Origin of the sequence: Cobetia sp. 3AK, assembly GCF_029846335.1 — a bacterium.
GTDB lineage: Bacteria > Pseudomonadota > Gammaproteobacteria > Pseudomonadales > Halomonadaceae > Cobetia > Cobetia marina.
Genome location: NZ_JARWKR010000005.1, coordinates 212,555 through 228,878, shown reverse-complemented (window position 1 = coordinate 228,878; position 16,324 = coordinate 212,555). Strand labels below are relative to the sequence as shown.

12 protein-coding genes are annotated in these 16,324 nt (G+C 61.9%); 2 read left to right on the top strand and 10 right to left on the bottom strand.

The features are described 5' to 3' along the window. Nucleotides 1–6 precede the first annotated feature (6 nt). From otnC to ltnD, 3 genes are read right to left on the bottom strand one after another with little or no spacing between them, the layout of a single operon-like run. Nucleotides 7–660 (bottom strand): 3-oxo-tetronate 4-phosphate decarboxylase, encoded by a 654-nt coding sequence (gene otnC, locus QD228_RS09180; protein WP_279875307.1) that lies wholly within the window; start codon nucleotides 658–660, stop codon nucleotides 7–9. Continuing rightward, nucleotides 657–2,009 carry a 3-oxo-tetronate kinase gene (gene otnK, locus QD228_RS09175; protein ID WP_279875305.1) on the bottom strand — a complete coding sequence of 451 codons (1,353 nt, stop codon included), beginning with the start codon at nucleotides 2,007–2,009 and terminating at the stop codon, nucleotides 657–659. Before otnK ends, otnC begins: the two co-directional genes overlap by 4 nt. Beyond that, the gene (gene ltnD / locus QD228_RS09170) at nucleotides 2,009–2,947 is read right to left on the bottom strand and encodes an L-threonate dehydrogenase (protein ID WP_279875303.1); all 939 of its coding nucleotides are present in this window, start codon (nucleotides 2,945–2,947) and stop codon (nucleotides 2,009–2,011) included. The genes otnK and ltnD overlap by 1 nt, the downstream gene beginning before the upstream one ends. A gap of 162 nt (nucleotides 2,948–3,109) precedes the next feature. On the opposite strand from ltnD, the gene QD228_RS09165 reads away from it, so the two are divergent. Further along, complete coding sequence (locus QD228_RS09165) at nucleotides 3,110–4,147, top strand: LacI family DNA-binding transcriptional regulator (protein ID WP_279875299.1); 1,038 nt, start codon at nucleotides 3,110–3,112, stop codon at nucleotides 4,145–4,147. A gap of 23 nt (nucleotides 4,148–4,170) precedes the next feature. On the opposite strand, the gene QD228_RS09160 is transcribed toward QD228_RS09165, so the two are convergent. The 7 genes from QD228_RS09160 to QD228_RS09130 form a co-directional block, all read right to left on the bottom strand. Continuing rightward, nucleotides 4,171–5,886, bottom strand: coding sequence for a hypothetical protein (locus tag QD228_RS09160; RefSeq protein ID WP_279875297.1), 1,716 nt, complete (start codon nucleotides 5,884–5,886; stop codon nucleotides 4,171–4,173). 154 nt (nucleotides 5,887–6,040) lie between these two features. Beyond that, nucleotides 6,041–6,733 (bottom strand): oligogalacturonate-specific porin KdgM family protein, encoded by a 693-nt coding sequence (locus QD228_RS09155; RefSeq protein ID WP_279875296.1) that lies wholly within the window; start codon nucleotides 6,731–6,733, stop codon nucleotides 6,041–6,043. Nucleotides 6,734–7,069: 336 nt separating this feature from the next. Beyond that, nucleotides 7,070–8,857: a transporter gene (locus tag QD228_RS09150; protein ID WP_077371173.1), complete on the bottom strand. Its 1,788-nt coding sequence runs from the start codon at nucleotides 8,855–8,857 to the stop codon at nucleotides 7,070–7,072. A gap of 224 nt (nucleotides 8,858–9,081) precedes the next feature. Continuing rightward, nucleotides 9,082–11,223, bottom strand: a complete 2,142-nt coding sequence (locus QD228_RS09145; RefSeq protein ID WP_279875294.1) for a heparinase II/III family protein — start codon at nucleotides 11,221–11,223, stop codon at nucleotides 9,082–9,084. Nucleotides 11,224–11,328: 105 nt separating this feature from the next. Further along, nucleotides 11,329–13,488 (bottom strand): heparinase II/III family protein, encoded by a 2,160-nt coding sequence (locus QD228_RS09140; RefSeq protein WP_279875293.1) that lies wholly within the window; start codon nucleotides 13,486–13,488, stop codon nucleotides 11,329–11,331. A 137-nt stretch (nucleotides 13,489–13,625) separates the two neighbouring features. Continuing rightward, nucleotides 13,626–14,399 (bottom strand): SDR family NAD(P)-dependent oxidoreductase, encoded by a 774-nt coding sequence (locus QD228_RS09135; protein WP_279875291.1) that lies wholly within the window; start codon nucleotides 14,397–14,399, stop codon nucleotides 13,626–13,628. Nucleotides 14,400–14,564: 165 nt separating this feature from the next. Beyond that, nucleotides 14,565–14,909, bottom strand: coding sequence for a cupin domain-containing protein (locus QD228_RS09130; protein WP_084208419.1), 345 nt, complete (start codon nucleotides 14,907–14,909; stop codon nucleotides 14,565–14,567). Between the two features lie 351 nt (nucleotides 14,910–15,260). Here QD228_RS09130 and kdgR point away from each other — a divergent pair, with 351 nt between their 5' ends. Next, nucleotides 15,261–16,061, top strand: coding sequence for a DNA-binding transcriptional regulator KdgR (gene kdgR / locus QD228_RS09125; protein WP_077371163.1), 801 nt, complete (start codon nucleotides 15,261–15,263; stop codon nucleotides 16,059–16,061). Nucleotides 16,062–16,324: the final 263 nt, after the last annotated feature.

Genomic DNA, 16,324 nt, shown 5'->3' with positions numbered 1-16,324 from the left:
CATCACTCAGGGGCGGCCGAATCTGGCTTCGAGTTCCGCCACCTGTTCCGGGGTCATCCCACGCGGGTTCTTGCCCTGCAGCAGCAGGAACAGCTTGGCGGTTTCCTCAAGCTCCTCGGTGGCATAGACCGCCGCTTCCAGGGTCTTGCCGGCCACCACCGGGCCATGATTGGCCAGCAGCACGGCACAATGCTTGCCGGCCAGGCCACGCACGGCATCGCCCAGCGCGGGGTCGCCCGGCATGTAGTAAGGCACCAGCGGCAGCTTGCCGACCCGCATCACGTAATAGGCCGTCAGCGGCGGAATGCACTCGCAAGGGTTGACGTCTGGCAGACAAGACACCGCCACCGAGTGGGTCGAATGCAGGTGAACGATGGCACCCGACTGCGGGCGCTCGTCATACATGGCGCGATGCAGGAAGTGCTCCTTGGTCGGGGCATCGCCATCGATCAATACGCCCTGGGCGTCGAGACGCGAGATGCGCGCCGGGTCCAGGCGCCCCAGACAGGCATTGGTCGGCGTCATCAACCAGCCGCCATCGTCCAGCCGCTGGCTGATGTTGCCGCTGGAGCCCATGGTCAGGCCGCGGTCGAACAGTGACTTGCCGTAGGTGGTGATCTGCTCGCGCAACACGTTGATGTCGTGCCGTGACTGACTCATGCGGTCTCCTCGCGGGGATTCATGGCATCGAGGACATCGAATGCCCGAGTAAAGAAGTCTTCGCCGCCGAAGTTGCCGGACTTGAGGGTCAGCGAGAGCATCGCCTCCGGCCGCGAGGGGCCGGCGGCCGGGTGCGGTGCCTGTGTCCACGGCACGCCGGGGTCGATCTGACCGCCGATGCGCAGCTCACGGATGTCGAGTGCCGAGACCACCGCGCCGGAGGTTTCTCCCCCCGCCACCAGCAGGCGCCCGACCCCTTCCGCGACCAGCGTGCTGGCCAGACTGGCCAGGGCGCACTCGATGAGTTCACCGGCCTGCTTGACGCCCAGTGACGCCTGCGCCGCCTTGACGCTTTCCGGCTCGGCCGAGGCGTAGATCAGAAATGGCTTGGGGTCCGTCGCCGCCAGTTGCTCACGGGCGAAGTCGAGTGCCGCCTCGAAGTGGGCATCGCTCGCGTTGAGCTTGACGGGGTCCAGCGCGAAGGCGGCATGCTGTTGCGTGAAGTGCGCCACCTGCTTGAGCGTCATGCGCGAGCAACTGCCGGACAGCACCATCGCGGCGCCCTGCGCCGGGGCCAGCACCGCCGCATCATCGATCTGCGCAAGCCAGCCCTTGCGGCGGTACTGGGCAGGCAAGGCCTGCGCGAGGCCAGAGCCGCCGGTGACCAGCGCGTGCTCCACCAGCGCCTCGGCCAATACCTCGAGATCACGCTCGTCGAGACTGTCGCAGACCACATGACGCACTCCTTGCGCCTTCAGCGTGGCAAGTCGCTCACCAGCAGCCTGCGCTCCCTCACTCAGCGTGGCGTGGTTGAGCAGCCCCACGCCATGGGGCGTCTGGCGTGACAGCACGCGCACGATGTCGGCATCGGTCATCGGGTTGAGGGGGTGATGCTGCATGCCGCTGTCATTGAGCAGGCGGTCACCCACGAACAGATGCCCCTGATAGACACTGCGCCCGTTGATCGGGAACGCCGGCACGAAGGCGGTCTGAGTGCTGTCCAGCGCCTCCAGCAGCGCATCGGCGACCGGGCCGATATTGCCCTCCGGCGTGGAATCGAACGTCGAGCAGTACTTGAAGAACAGCTGGCGCGCGCCCTGGGCTTTCAGCCATTCAAGCGCCGCCAGCGATTCACTGATCGCCTGATCCACCGGGCAGCTGCGCGATTTGAGCGCGATGACCACGGCGTCCACCTCGCTGAGATCCAACCCGCTCCCCGTCCCTTCCTGCGGCGCGCCCTGGGGGACCCCGATCACCTGCACGGTGCGCATGCCGGCCCGTACCAGGTTGTTGGCAAGATCCGTCGCGCCGGTGAAGTCATCGGCGATTCCGCCCAGTACGATCGGCATCACTGCGCTCCTTCATCATTCGCGGCCGGCAGGCTGAAGCTGCCGAGACGCTGATAGACCTTGATGACGGCCGAGTCGTCCTCACGCCCGAAGCCGGCGCCGCTGGCAGCGGTGAACTGCTGCAGGGCACTGCCCGCCACCGGCATGGCAAGCTTCAGTTCACGCCCGGTGCTGTGCACGATGTTCAGGTCCTTGACGAAGATGTCGACGGCCGACAGCGGCGTGTAATCGCCCTTGAGGATGTGCGGCACGCGATTCTCGAACATCCAGGAATTGCCCGCGGAATGGGTGATGACGTCATAGAGGGTGTCGGGGTCGATCCCCATGCTCATGCCCAGCGCCATGGCTTCTGCCGCCGCCGCGATGTGAACGCCGGCGAGATGCTGGTTGACCAGCTTGACGCTCGAGCCCGGGCCGGCGCAGTCGCCCAGCCGATAGACATTGGCTGCCATCGCCGCCAGCACGCGTTCCGCCTTGACGTAAGCCGCTTCACTGCCGGAGGACATCACGGACAGCTCACCACTGCGTGCCTTGACGGCGCCGCCGCTGATCGGGGCGTCGAGCAGCTCAAGCTGCATGCCGTTCAGACGGGTTTCGAGATCGCGCGCGAAGCTCGGCGCCACGGTGGCGCACTGGATCACCAGGCTACCCGGCGCGAGTCGCTCGGCCAGGCCGCCCTCTCCCTGTGCCCCGAACAGCACCTGCTCGACCTGATCGGCATTCACCACGACCAGCACCACCACCTGACACTCGGCTGCCAGTTCCAGCGGCGAGGCAACGGCGCGGCCACCCGCCGCTTCGAAGGCCTGACAGGCGGCGGGCGAGATATCACAGCCGATCACGTCCAGGCCTGCTTCCAGCATGGCGCGCGCACTGCCCATTCCCATCGCGCCGAGGCCGACAAGGCCGATCACTGGTGAAGTCGTTGCTGCTGTCATCTCGCATCTCCCGCGGAAGCTGTTTCAAGTGATGATCAAGGCGACCTCATGCGGCACGCCAATCAGCACTCTCCTGAATGTTAGCGCTACCATGTTAGCGCTAACATCATTAATAGATTAGGCTCCAAGCCACGACAAGCGGCAAATGAGAAAACGCGACATATGTCTAATCCACCATCATCTCCTCGCCGCAGCCGCAAGGGCGCCATGCAGCCGACCCTGAATGACGTGGCCCGAGAATCCGGGGTCTCGTCGATCACCGTCTCGCGCTACTTCAATAGCCCCGACAGCCTACGTGAAGCGACACGCATCAAGGTCGAAGCGGCCATCGAGAAGGTCGGCTACGTGCGCAACCTGATTGCCGGCAGCCTGGCCTCGGCCTCCAGTCGCGTGATTCCGGTCATCGTGCCCTCGTTGTCCAACGTGGTGTTCATCGACGTGATCAAGGGCCTGCAGGAGGAATTCGAGGCACACGGCTATCAGCTGCTGCTGGGCAAGACGGACTACGATCTGGCTCGCGAAACCCTGCTGATCCGTACCTTTCTGGGCTGGTCGGCCGCGGGCCTGGTGGTGACGGGACTGCGCCATGACGAGGCGACGCGCCAGATACTGGAGAACTGGAATCAGCCGATCGTGGAGATCATGGAGCTGGGGGAAGGGTTGGATCTGAACGTGGGGATGGATCATGTCGCCGCCGGACGCGCCATGACCGAGCACCTGCTGGCACGCGGGTATCGCACGATCCACTTCGCCGGTGCCGAACTCGATCGCGACTATCGTGCGGCGATGCGCTACGCCGGGCACCGTGAGGCGCTGGCCGCCGCCGGTATCGAGGAGGCTCCCCTGCTCGACCTGCCCGTGCGTCAGCAGATGACCAGCGGTGCGCAGGCGCTCGAGCGCATCCGCGAGCGCCACCCTGACTGCGACGCCATCCACTTCGCCAACGATGACATGGCCTGTGGCGCGATTCTCGCCGCCGCGCGGCTTGGGGTGCGCATCCCGGAGGATATCGCCATCGCCGGCTTCAATGGCCTGCCAATTGGAGAGCACGTCACCCCGCGTCTCACCACCATCGTCTCACCGCGGGAGCAGATCGGTCGCATGGCAGCGCGCAAGCTGCTGGCACGCATCAACGGTGAACCCGTCGGAGAACTGAGCCACGACCTGGGGTTCACGCTGCGGGTCGGTGATAGCACCTGAACACAGCCTGAGCACACACAAGCTCAGCGCATCACCCACGCCATCAACAGCTGGCCCAGCGCGACACACACGAAGACACTCAGGCCGGCCAGCGTGGAGGAGAAACTGGCCAGCGCCACGGACAGCAGTGCCGCGACGCACAGCAGACGCGATGGCAGGCTGAACATGCGTCGAGGCTCAAGGGATTCACGGCGGGCAATGACAGGATGCTTGAGGTTGGCGAAGAATTCCGCCAGCCGTCGCGCGCGTGAGAACGGACGTCTTGGCGCGTACAGATAACGGGCGAGGAACAGGAAGCCGACGACAGTGACGATCTGGATGACCAGCGATATCGCCAGCTTGATGTCGACCAGCTGGGATTCCGGGAAGCCCGCTATCCACGGCATACGCTGCAGTGTCGCCATGTCGAGCCAGAGATAGCTGCCAAGCGTGACCGACACTCCGACCAGTACACTGCCCCACCCCGCCCAGTCAGGCGCCCCCGTCCTGAAGAGCACCATCAGTGCGGGAAGTGCCAGTGGCATCTGCAGCAGCACCCCGAACATGATCATGATGTCGAACAGGCTGACCAGTTCAATGCGACTCAGGACAATGACGAACAGGACGACGATGACGCCCTGCACGACACCGAACATCCGCCCCAGGCTCACCAGTCGCGTCGCCATGCCGGAGGTCTGCTCGAGCAGTGGCATCACGAGTCGCATCATCACGCCGGCATCACGATTGAAGGCCGTAGTGATGGGCGCGATGGTGACCGCCAGCATGGCGGAAATCACCAGCCCCAGCACGCCGGACGGCAGGTAGTGAATGATGAAATGCACATAGGCCACGTTGGCCGCATCGTTGCCGAGCGCGGGATAACGTGCCGCCAGGTCGATGCCAGCCGTGCCCAGCAACCAGGGGGGCAGAAACCAGGTGATGGGGCCGATGACGAACAGGATCGAGGCGAGCCCTGCCGCCTTGCGTGCTTCGCTGTCATCCGCCGTGGTCAGAAAGCGATAACTGGAAGTGGCGTTGTTGATGCTGATGCATTGCTTGACCAGCATGGCCAGCGACCAGATTCCCATGATGAGCAGACTGTTGTGAGAACTGCCGACCCAGAAGTCCTTGTTCGGCTCCGGAAAGCTCAGCGTGCCGGTCCATAGCAGCGCGAGACAGAAGCCCCCGATGACCAGGGTGAGAATCGCCAGCTGCATCATCTGGATGAAGTTGTTGGCCGAGACGATCCACACGCCGCCCACCAGCGTGATGGCGATGATGAGACTGCCGATGAGCACGGCAATGCCGACCACCGGGAAGCCGAAGACCGCGCTCAGGAAAAGCGAGACGCCATAGAGACCGATCGAGGCGGTCATCAGCGTCAGGAAGATCTGACTGATGACATACACGAGTTGTGTCGTCTTGCCGTAGCGCAACTCGAGAATGTCGGAATAGGTGCTGACTCTCAGCCGGCGGAAACGCGGCGCGAAATACAGCGCCGCCAGCAGAAAGCCCAGCGCATTGCCCCAGAAGATCACCAGCACGGCAAAGCCATCCTCGTAGGCCTTCTGGGCGGCCCCGGTGAAGGTCCAGGCGGAGAACTGCGTCATGAACGCCGTACTCCCCGCCATCCACCAGGGCACGTTGCCGCTCCCCCGGATGAAGCTGTCCGGGGTCTGGCTGCGACGACGATAGACCAGGATCGTCAGCACGATCAGGATGATGGAGAAGAACAGTGCGACTTTATCCAGCTGTGTCATGTGGCTCCCTGCCGATCATTCCCGTGCCAACGCACATTCCTGCACTCTCGAACCCGAGTATTCAAAGGCTCGAGAGTGCCCTTCCTCGTCATGATGCGTGATACTGACGCCGGACGCGCAAGACTTGCGCGCTCATCTGTCTAGCACTTCATGATCAGTAATAATATTTCAAGCCGACACGCGTCTTGAGCTGACGCGTATCGGAGCTGGAGCTGGAACTGACATCCGCCAACTCCATATATGGGAACCATGATCCCATGCGCCGCCCAGCACTCAGGATATAGTCGTAGTTCTCGCGAGTATTGTTGTAGATATCCTTGTCTTCATTACGATAATAATTGGCCTCTAGCCAATATTTATTCTTGCCATGATTGTATGACATGGTGAAAGTAATCTTGTTCTGTTCATAATCATCATTGAAGTCTTCACTGTAGTTGGCATATTCACGACGGTAGCGCAGCGCCGTGGTCAGCGGGATGCTGCTGGCCTTGTAGCCGATGCGTAGCTGAGGCTTGATCGTGTACTTGCCGTCCCCGAAGGCAATGGGCATGCCTGGTTGGATATACCAGTTCTTGTCCAGCTTGAACTTGAAGCCCCAATCAATCTCGCTGTCGCCGCGCTGAAGATTTCCCATCGCGGGTTGCGAACCATCATCGCGCTTTTCCGAGGCAAACTTGGATTCCAGCCCATAATAGAAGTTGTCGATGGAATCGCTCACCTTGACTCGGGTGGCATGTTGCTTGGCGTGATGCTTGTATTCATGACGTATATCCAGTGTCACGGCCTGGGCGCTGGTAGTGAATACCAGTGCGGCAATCGAAAGGGAGATCTTGTTGTAGTGTTTCATGGCGTACCTCATTGTTTTTATGGGGAGTCAGTCAATTGACTTGCAGGCAACCTGCGTCCTGTCGCGTGCCCGGCATTGGCTAGCGCGTGGGTTGCCTTGTGTTGGCATCGGCGTACTGGATCGATCCAGACGCCAGATGCAGGCCGCAGAATCCCCTGCCGATGGCGCAAAGGCGCATCGACTCTCCTGCTGATGTGGTCATTGGCGTTGACCGGGTCAGGAGCGGGGATTCGGGTTCGGGGTATCAGAGGGTCACGGAGCGAGTGGCGCGCACGAATGGCGAGCCAAGTGAGCGACGAGGCACAAGGTGCCAGCGCCGCTCACCATCACGCCGCGTCAGCGCGTACTGCCATCGCTGACCAGGCGCTCTTCCCTGGAATGTGACGTCTTGTCGATGGAGGTCACCAGCAGCAGACCGATCGCCACGATGATGCCGCCACACAGTACGAAGACCATGCGTCCCCAGAAGGGATTGGGGACCAGGAACATCAGCATCACGCCCAGGCCGGCAACCAGGATCAGATAGCCGAGAATGTTGCGCTGGCGGTTGTCGACGCTGCGATGTTCCTCGTCATCGCTGATGACGGGCGTGTCACGGTTGGTGAAGAAGGTCGCGACTTCCGCTTCGCGCTCGGCGGAAAGACCGCGATAGAACAGCGTGGTCAGCACGAAGAAGCCTGCCGTGATCACGGTGTGCGCCATGATACCGACCGCCACCTTCATGTCACTCCATTCACGCGAGGTCAGGTCCGCGTCGAGACCGAAGGTGTTGACGATGAAGTCCGGCGTCATCAAGAAGCCGACCACATAGGACACCAGACCACCGACCACCAGCGTCGCCCAGGCCGCCCAGTCAGGCGTCTTGCGGATGAAGAAGCCGAGCAGGCCGGGTATGGTCATCGGCAGACCGATAAGAGCACCGACATACATCATGGCGTCGAACAGGCTCAGGCCCTTCAGTGAGTTGATGAACAGGGCAAACCCGATGATCGCCAGGCCGAAGACGGTGGAGGACAGGCGCGACATCAGCAGCAGTTCACCTTCAGACGCCTTGGGACGCAGCACGACCTCATAGAAGTTCTTCACGAAGATCCCGGAATTGCGATTCAGGCCGGAGTCCATCGAGGACATGGTCGCGGCGAACATTGCCGCCACCAGCAGCCCCAGCATCCCGGCAGGCATGTAGAGGCTGACGAAGCTCATGTAGGCAAAGTCGGCCGCCTTGGCACCTGCCTCGGGATACATCGCGAACAGATCCACCCCTTCACTGGCCATGAACCAGCTGGGCATGAACCAGATGAACGGACCCATGGTCATCAGTACGCAGGCCAGCAGGCCCGCCTTGCGCGCATTCTTCGAATCCTTGGCCGCCAGGTAGCGATAGGAGTTGAGCAGGTTGTTGGTGATGCTGAATTGCTTGATGAAGATGAAGAACCCCCATAGCGCGAACAGCGACAGGTAGTTCATGTCTCCCCCGATCAGGAAGTTCACCGGGAAGTCTTCCACGACATGGCTCGGGCCGCCGGCATGGATCACGGCCACGATGGCACAGGTGATGGTGACGGCCATGATGATGACCATCTGCATGTAATCGGACGCGATGACCGCCCAGGAACCGCCGGTCACCGACATCACCAGCACGACCAGACCGGTCACGATGATGGTGGTTTCCATGTCATAGCCGAACAGGCCGGAGGTCACGATGGCCAGACCATTGAGCCAGATGCCCGCATTGATGATGCTGGTGGGCATGGAGGACCAGGTGAAGACCTGCTCGTTGACGGCCCCGAAGCGCTGCCGGATCGCCTGGATCACGGTGATGACCCGCAGCTGCCGGAAGCGTGGTGCGAAATACAGATAGTTCATCAGATAGCCGAAGGCATTGGCCATGAAGATGATCGCCACGGCAAAGCCATCGTTGTAGGCCTTGCCTGCCGCACCGGTGAAGGTCCAGGCACTGAACTGGGTCATGAAGGAGGTCGCACCGACCATCCACCACAGCATCTTGCCGCCACCGCGGAAGTAATCACTGGTGCTTGAGGTAAAGGTTCTGAACAGCCAGCCTATGGCGATCAGAAAGAGGAAATAGATGCCGATGACGGCAGTATCCAGATCTAGGTTCATGGCAATGCACTCTTGTCTTTATCTGTCTTGTCATTGTTGTTGCGCACCCGGCAGTGCACGTTTCCCCGCCGCCATTCCCTGACCACGGGGGCCGCTGTCTCATCTGACTCTGGCAGCGTCTTCTATCTCCGGGAGAGATCCCGGCCGTTGTTTGGATCGGTCCAATTCACATCCTGACTCGACTCCCGGACGACGCCATCCAGACCTCGGACACTGACGGCGGGTCAGGCGTTGTGTGACACCCGCGCCTTGTCTGGAAGATCAATGAGCGTGACATCCTGCTCGATTCGCAGGGGGCGCTCCCCGGCCTCGAGCGTCAGGCTTTCCCCTTGCCGGGCTGGCTCGGCCAGCACCACCAGCAGTCGTCCGGTTGCAAAGGTCAACTCGAGAATCGTCACGCCATCCGCACTCGGCAGCACCCGGAAATGGATCACCTGCGGACGCGCCCCACCACACTGCTCCAGAGCTTCATCGAAATGCCCGTGACTCTCGAACAGGGAATAGAAGGTCTGCGAGGTGGCGGTCAGGCGCGTCATCACCTTGGCGTCAGGCCGCAGGTTGTGATCAGGGTCATTGGCACCGACACGCAGCTGGAAGGCTTCAGCAGGCGCCTGGGTGATCTGATGCCAGCTATGGAAACTGTCACCCTCAAGCCAGGTCATGCTGTGTCCGGTGGCGGGTCGGCACTGCCCCTGCTTCCAGAGGTGCTGATAGCCGTGGCGATCCCCCATCACTTCCAGGGCATCCAGCGCGGTGAATTCACTTCCCCACCAGCGCACGACATGGCCACCATGATGGAAGGTGTAGTCATAGACGTGCGGCTGCTCCGAGGTCAGCGTGAAGACATCCAGCAGAATCGGCGTCTCGGTATGGCGGCTTTCCACCAGCAGCACCTCACGCTGCATGGCCACGCCGTCATGCGCGTTGTCACATCGGGCACGCGCACCCGCCGCGCAACCAGTCAGCAGTGAGATCTCGCCATGTCGCTCGTCCGCCAGCGCGTGATTCGCCGCGTGCTGCGACTGCATGTCCACCACGACCAGGTTGTGGGCGACACTCTGCTTGGCATAGCCCTCGTTTTCCTTGAGGTAGCGTCCACCGAACTTGGTCTCCACATTGACCCAGCGTGCGAAGCCATATTCCTTGAGCACTTCCTTGCCGCGCGAGAAGAAGCTCAGCCCCAGCTCATCGAAGTGGCCATGCCCCATGCCGTGCTGACCGGCCGTCAGCACGACATGCTGTGCCGCAAGCCCCTGCCCACGCTTGAGGTGTGCATGCCCGCCAGACTGGCCATCCGGGCCATCGCGGAAGAGCTGGCTGGTCGCTTCCACCTGCGTGTCGACACCCTGCACCGCGTTCAGCAGCGCCAGCCCATTGGCATGGATCCAGCAGCCCTGCTGCTGACGCGCCAGGGCCAGCAGCTCCCGGGGTGCCTCATAGCGTGCCGCCAGCAGCGACATGGCGCAGCGCGCGCCCTCATCATCGAGATCCATGCTGCGCGAGGCGTCATTGAGCGCCGGAAAGCGTCCATCCGGATAGGCCGTGGACAGCAGCACGTGCAGCGATTTCTCGATGCGTCCGTCGGCATGTGTCAGCACCCTGCGTTCAGGGTGGTGACGCTCGATCGCCTCCGCGAACAGACACAGCGGATGGATGGCGAAGCGGTGGTAATAGGGGCCCTCGACGTAATAGCCCTGCGGGGAGAACAGCAGCGCGATCTGGGCGAGAAAGCCGCCGGTCTCGCCGCTGCCATCCAGGCCATCGATGGAGATCGCCAGATGCTCAGGACTCTCGATCACCATCGCGCAGATCCCGACCGCCGCCACGGCCCACAGGCCGTGATTGTGAATGCGGTCGAAATCGTGGCGGTAGGTCTCGGTGAACATCTCGAGCATCGGCTGGAAAAGCCCATCCAGCAGCGACTGATACCGCGCCTCGCTCAGGGACGGCTTGAGCAACGCCAGCCCCAGCGAGGCATGCAGCAGCCAGATATGCTCGTTGAGAATCTGATGGAACAGCCTGCCGGGCGGATTGGTATTGCGCGCGACCTGATACGGCATGTCGCGGTAGCAGGCCGCGTAGCCCGCCAGCAGCTCCTCGGCGTGCGCCAGGGCCTGCGCGTTGTCACTGAGCCGTCCCCACAGAGCCGCCCCCTCGATCACGCGGGCATTCTCCTTGTGGGTATTGTGCTCGAAGCTACCCGCCTCGCCCTGCCCCGGAATCACGATACCGCGCGCCATGCTGGCCGCCACTCTGGCCTCCAGCGCGGCGAGGCTGCGCCCCATCGCATTGTCCTGCCCCTGCTGCCTGCGAAGCTCGTCAAGCTCCTCACGGGTCCAGAGCAGGTAATCACCTTGTGCCGACATAGATAGAATTCTCACTGAATGAAGCGTTCACTGATCCTGCCTGTTGCCCGGGTCCTGCCTCGCAGCGACCGACACGGATGGCCTCACGAGGCAGGTGGCGGTGCATCACAGCAAGGCGCACCCGCCTTGCCATTCGAGGCGTTCGCCTGCCACGCTCACCGCATGCTGCTCGCCGGGCGTCAGCGCGACGGCGAGACGGTGTCGAGTGCCATCGCGCAGCTCAAGCGCCAGCACACAGGCCTCGTCACTCTCCTGAAGCAGCTGAAGCTTGAGGACACGGGGACGCGCCTCACTGGCGATCTCACGCGCTTCCTCAAAGACACCGTGTGTCTCGATGACACAGGCCACCGTCTGCGAAGAGGCCTGAGAGCGCAGCAACAGGTAGGGCTCATCGCGCAGATTGCGCTCGGGATCATTCGCCCCGATGACGCCCTGGACCAGCGTGGCAGGCGCGGTACACACCATGCGCGCGGTGACGAAGTGGTTCTCCTGCAACCAGGTGACCGCCTGCGAGACGCCCGCCGCCTGCTCCGCGCCGGACGCCATCTTCCACAGGTGCTGGTAACCATTGGCTGCACCCAATGCCGTGGGTGAGGCCTGCTGCTCGAGCGCCGGCTCTGCCATCATCAGTTGCCCCTGATAATGCAAGGGGTAGTCATAGCGATGCGTGCCATCACTGCGTGCCTGCATCAGGTCCACGACCAGCGGCTCGGCCATCTCCGGCAGCGAGACCAGCAGCAGGCTGCGGGTGAGCATCACGCCCGGCACGTAATCCCGAAGCCGCGCCCGAACCATCTGCAGACGCGGGTCAGTCGTGTCAAAGGCGTCGAGTTCCCCGTGATGTTCACAGGCGCGCGCGGTGTCCAGTCCATGGTGCGAGGTTTCATCCACGACCAGGGTGTTGTGCGCCACGCTCTGCTTCGCGTAGGAACGGTTCTCCGGGGTGTAGCGGCCACCGAATTTCGGTTCGATATTGACCCAGCGACTGAAGCCATAGTCGGTCAGGACTTCGTGCTGGCCGTTGTGATAACCGAAGTGCAGGCCATCGAAGTGACCATGATCGAGCGCCGAGTGCAGCGTGGGGTCACTGCCATGCTGGCCGAACGCCAGATACACCATGGTTTCCGCACCGCTCGCCGAAGGCGCACGCAGGATGGCCAGACCGCCCGCATTGCCCTCGCGACCATCGGAAATGAATTGACTGGCGCGTGCGCCGGGGGCCCGTGACGCCGTCTCGGCGAATTCCGCCAGCGACTGACTGCCACCACACAGCGGCAGGCGTTCGACCTTGTCGCGCACCAGCCCGGCCACCGCCGGATTGAGCCGCGTATCCTGATAGCGCTTGAGCAGCGTGGCCGCGCCCAGCATCGCGCCCTCATCGATCAGTCCCATGGTTCTTGAGCTGTCATTGAGCGCCAGGAAACGGCCATCGGGGAACGCGACCTCCTGCAGACACAGAATCGCCTTGCGAATGATCTGATCGCGATGATCATGGATGTCCGGCCGCACGCCACTGTTCACCAATGCCTCGGCGAAGAGCACCATCGGTCTGAGGGCGAAGCGATGGTAATAGGGGCCTTCCAGGTAATAGCCATCCGGCGAGAACAGCTGGTCCAGCTGGGCGAGAAAGCCACCGCTGACGCCATCACGGGCATTGCCGAGCAATGACTGCTCCACCAGCGCCTCGTCTCCCAGTACCAGCCCGGCAATCCCCGCCGCCGCCACGGACCAGATGCCATGGTTGTGCACCACATCGAAGTCATGGGCGTTCTGCACCACCAGCAGGTCGATCATCGGACGCAACAGATGCGCTTCGATCTGCTCACGCTCCGCCTCAGGCAATTCGGAGCGGATATTGCCGTAGGCATCCGCGGCGTACAGCAGCCACATCCCCTCGTTCAGACACTGGTGAAACAGCTTGCCCGGCGGATTGCTGTCCCTGGAGACATGGGCGGGCAGCGCTTCATAGATCTCGGCATATCCCAGCAACAGGCCACGCACGAATTCGAGATAGCGCTCATCATGTGTCACCAGCCACAGCTGAGAGGCCAGATTGACGTGCTGATAGTTGAGCTTGTGGCGTGCATGCTCTTCTCCGCCCGCCTCACCCTGCCCGGGAATGCACAGGGGTGCCGAGAGGACCGATGCCAGGCTCGTCTCGGCATGTGCCAGCCGGCGTGCCAGCAGTCCGCTCCTGTCCTGCGATTCATGGGCCTGGCGCAGCGCCGTCAGTGCTGCGCGATCCAATAGCAATGTCTGTTCCATGGCGTGGCCACTCGTGATGATGGTTGGCGTGTCGTCTTGATGCCCGACAGCTCGTCGGGCGGCCCGGGTTGGCTCAGTCTCGCCCGGCCCCGCGACACCAGAGGGCGCAGAGATTGCCTGAGCACGGATTGACGAACTCACGGACACATCTGCCCACCATTGACGTCGATCACCTGGCCGGTGACATAGCCACTGGCCGCATGCGAGGCGAGATAGAGGTAGGTCGGCGCCATTTCCTGGCACTCGCCGAAGCGCCCCATGGCGATGCTGCCGGCGATGGTCTGCTTGAGCGCATCGCTCTTGTCGGCATGGAAGGCCGTATCGATGGTGCCCGGCGCCACGGTATTGAAGCGGATACTGTCCTTGGTGAATTCCTTGACCCAGTTGCGATGCAGGTTGTGCACCATCGCCTTGCTGCCACCGTAGAGGCACGCGCCCAGGCCACCGCCTTCACGCCCCGCGATCGACCCGGTCGTGATCACGCTGCTGCTCTGTCCGGACTGGCGGGCCGAGGCGCGCAGCGGCTCAATCGCGAAGCGCGTCACCATCACCACCGAGCGAATGTTGAGGTCGATGACATTGTCGAAGAAGTCATCGTCAATGCTCTCGAGCCCCTGGCGCCCGCCAAGACCGCCGGCATTGTTGACCAGCACGTCCAGTCCGCCCATGGCCTCGACGGCCTGCTTCACCAGCGCCTCGCACTGAGCCGTCTCGCGCACGTCCGCCTGCAGATAGAACACGCGTCCCGGCGCGGAAAGCTCGCTCAGCAGCGATTCCGCCTGAGACGGGCTCCGGCTGCCGTGCAGCACGACCTTGGCACCTGCCGCCAGGAAGGCTCGCGCCACCTCAAGCCCGATGCCTGCAGTGGAACCGGTCACCAATACACGTCTGTCCTTGAGATCTTCAAACATCACGACACTCCTGAAATTGTGGAATGAAATTGGGGGAATGGCGGGCGTCAGTGGCCCCGGCACAACGGCCATCACCCATCAATCAATAAAGTCTTATTTAGATAAACCGCATCATTTGGTGCGCCAGAGTGCCGACCCGGGCCAGAGCCCGAGAGCGGCACAACGTCACGGTGTCAGCATGTCATCGCGGCGCGGTGAGAAGAGATCGATCACCACACTCTCTGACTCCAGCGCCACGGCGCCATGCAGGGTGTGATGCGGTGCGACGAAGGCATCGCCCGGCCCGAGCCGGCGCTTCTCGCCGTCAAGCTCGACCTCGAATGCGCCCTGCACGACGTAGCCGATCTGGTCATGAATCTCGTGCTGATGGGGCGTACCGACGGCACCGAGGTCGAACTTGACGCATACGGCCATCAGGTCCGGGGTGTGGGCGACGATCTTGCGCTGGATGCCCGGCTCGACATCCTGCCAATCCTGTTCGTCGTTGATGAAGAAACTGCCTGCGTTCATCGCTGTCGCTCCCTGCTGAGTACCGGGTACTGAATCCTGAGCACCATGTCCCATCCTTGAGACGCTCCCCCGCACTCGCAGCGCGAGCAGATTCGCGAGGGACACCGTCGATTGAGACATCAATCTGAAATGGCGTTTTGAAAACGTAGCAGGGGATTTTTATTTTTGAAACAGCATTTCATTCCATCTTAGACTTTTAGACCGCTCCAATCCCTGGACGATGATCTGCCGCTCAGCGCATCCATCGATGCCACCACCGGCCGCAAGCGTTGTGGTAGCGCGGCTGAGGGTGTAAAAGCGAAGATGGGTGTTCTAAAATCAAGTTTCATTAATTTCAGAATAAGGGATCTCATGTCTTCAGAAACCAAGGCTGCCGAAGCCAAGGTCGACAACGTCACCGCGGTGATGAAGGTGATGGCAGTGCTGGAGGGGCTGGATATCGATCATGAGTCCAGCCTCGCCGAACTCTCGCAGCGTGCCATGATGTCGAAAAGCACTGCTTATCGGTTTCTTCAGACACTCAAGAACCTCGGATATGTCGCCCAGGACAGCGAAAGCGAGAAATACCGCCTGACCATGAAAGCCTTCGTGCTGGGCAGTTCAGCCCTGGGCAACATGGACCTGATCAAGATGGCGGACCCCGACATGGCCGCCCTGTCGCAATTGACCCGTGAAGCGGTTCACCTGGGCACTCTGGATGCCAGCACCGGGGAGATCGTCTATGTCCACAAGTACAACTCGCACTTCAATCTGTGCATGAATACCCGCATCGGTGACCGTTGCCCCGCGCACACCACTGCCATGGGCAAGGCGCTGATGTCACGCATGACCGAAGCCCAGCTTGAGCACCTGCTGACACTGCAACCACTGGAACCGCGTACCGAGCGCACGCTGACCTCGCGTCAGGCGCTGGATGAGCAGCTCGCACAGGCGCGTCAGTCGGGTCTGGCAGAAGATCTCGAGGAAATGGACGCCGGAGTGTGCTGTTTCGCGACACCGATTCTTGATCACACCGGCAAGGCCATTGCCGCCTTGAGCATGTCCATCCCCACCATTCGCTATCACCAGGACATCACCCTGGCCTACAAGGCCAACCTGTGCGAATCCGGGCGCAATATTTCCCGCCAACTTGGCTGGAAGGAAACGGATTGAGACACGCATCACCCCTGAACGACGTCAGGTAGCGCTTCGCTATCCGACACGCAGCGTGCAAGTCATTGCTCGCCAATCGCCAGACATCCATGGATGGATGTCACAGCGTGAAAGAATCTCTGCTGTCACACCGTTGTCCGCATGCCAGCACTCCATGTCAGCAATTGCGTCGACACGCCGTGCCACCCCTTCTCCATTCTCTTCAGGCAACTACTCACTCTCTTCTTGCATGAGGCGGTCAAGCCTTGTCTTCATTCAGCGTC

Bases quoted from the DNA above. Each gene is read 5' to 3' on its own strand.
- otnC (WP_279875307.1), bottom strand. From the start codon at position 660: ATGAGTCAGTCACGGCACGACATCAACGTGTTGCGCGAGCAGATCACC.
- otnK (WP_279875305.1), bottom strand. From the start codon at position 2,009: ATGCCGATCGTACTGGGCGGAATCGCCGATGACTTCACCGGCGCGACG.
- ltnD (WP_279875303.1), bottom strand. From the start codon at position 2,947: ATGACAGCAGCAACGACTTCACCAGTGATCGGCCTTGTCGGCCTCGGC.
- QD228_RS09165 (WP_279875299.1), top strand. From the start codon at position 3,110: ATGTCTAATCCACCATCATCTCCTCGCCGCAGCCGCAAGGGCGCCATG.
- QD228_RS09160 (WP_279875297.1), bottom strand. From the start codon at position 5,886: ATGACACAGCTGGATAAAGTCGCACTGTTCTTCTCCATCATCCTGATC.
- QD228_RS09155 (WP_279875296.1), bottom strand. From the start codon at position 6,733: ATGAAACACTACAACAAGATCTCCCTTTCGATTGCCGCACTGGTATTC.
- QD228_RS09150 (WP_077371173.1), bottom strand. From the start codon at position 8,857: ATGAACCTAGATCTGGATACTGCCGTCATCGGCATCTATTTCCTCTTT.
- QD228_RS09145 (WP_279875294.1), bottom strand. From the start codon at position 11,223: ATGTCGGCACAAGGTGATTACCTGCTCTGGACCCGTGAGGAGCTTGAC.
- QD228_RS09140 (WP_279875293.1), bottom strand. From the start codon at position 13,488: ATGGAACAGACATTGCTATTGGATCGCGCAGCACTGACGGCGCTGCGC.
- QD228_RS09135 (WP_279875291.1), bottom strand. From the start codon at position 14,399: ATGTTTGAAGATCTCAAGGACAGACGTGTATTGGTGACCGGTTCCACT.
- QD228_RS09130 (WP_084208419.1), bottom strand. From the start codon at position 14,909: ATGAACGCAGGCAGTTTCTTCATCAACGACGAACAGGATTGGCAGGAT.
- kdgR (WP_077371163.1), top strand. From the start codon at position 15,261: ATGTCTTCAGAAACCAAGGCTGCCGAAGCCAAGGTCGACAACGTCACC.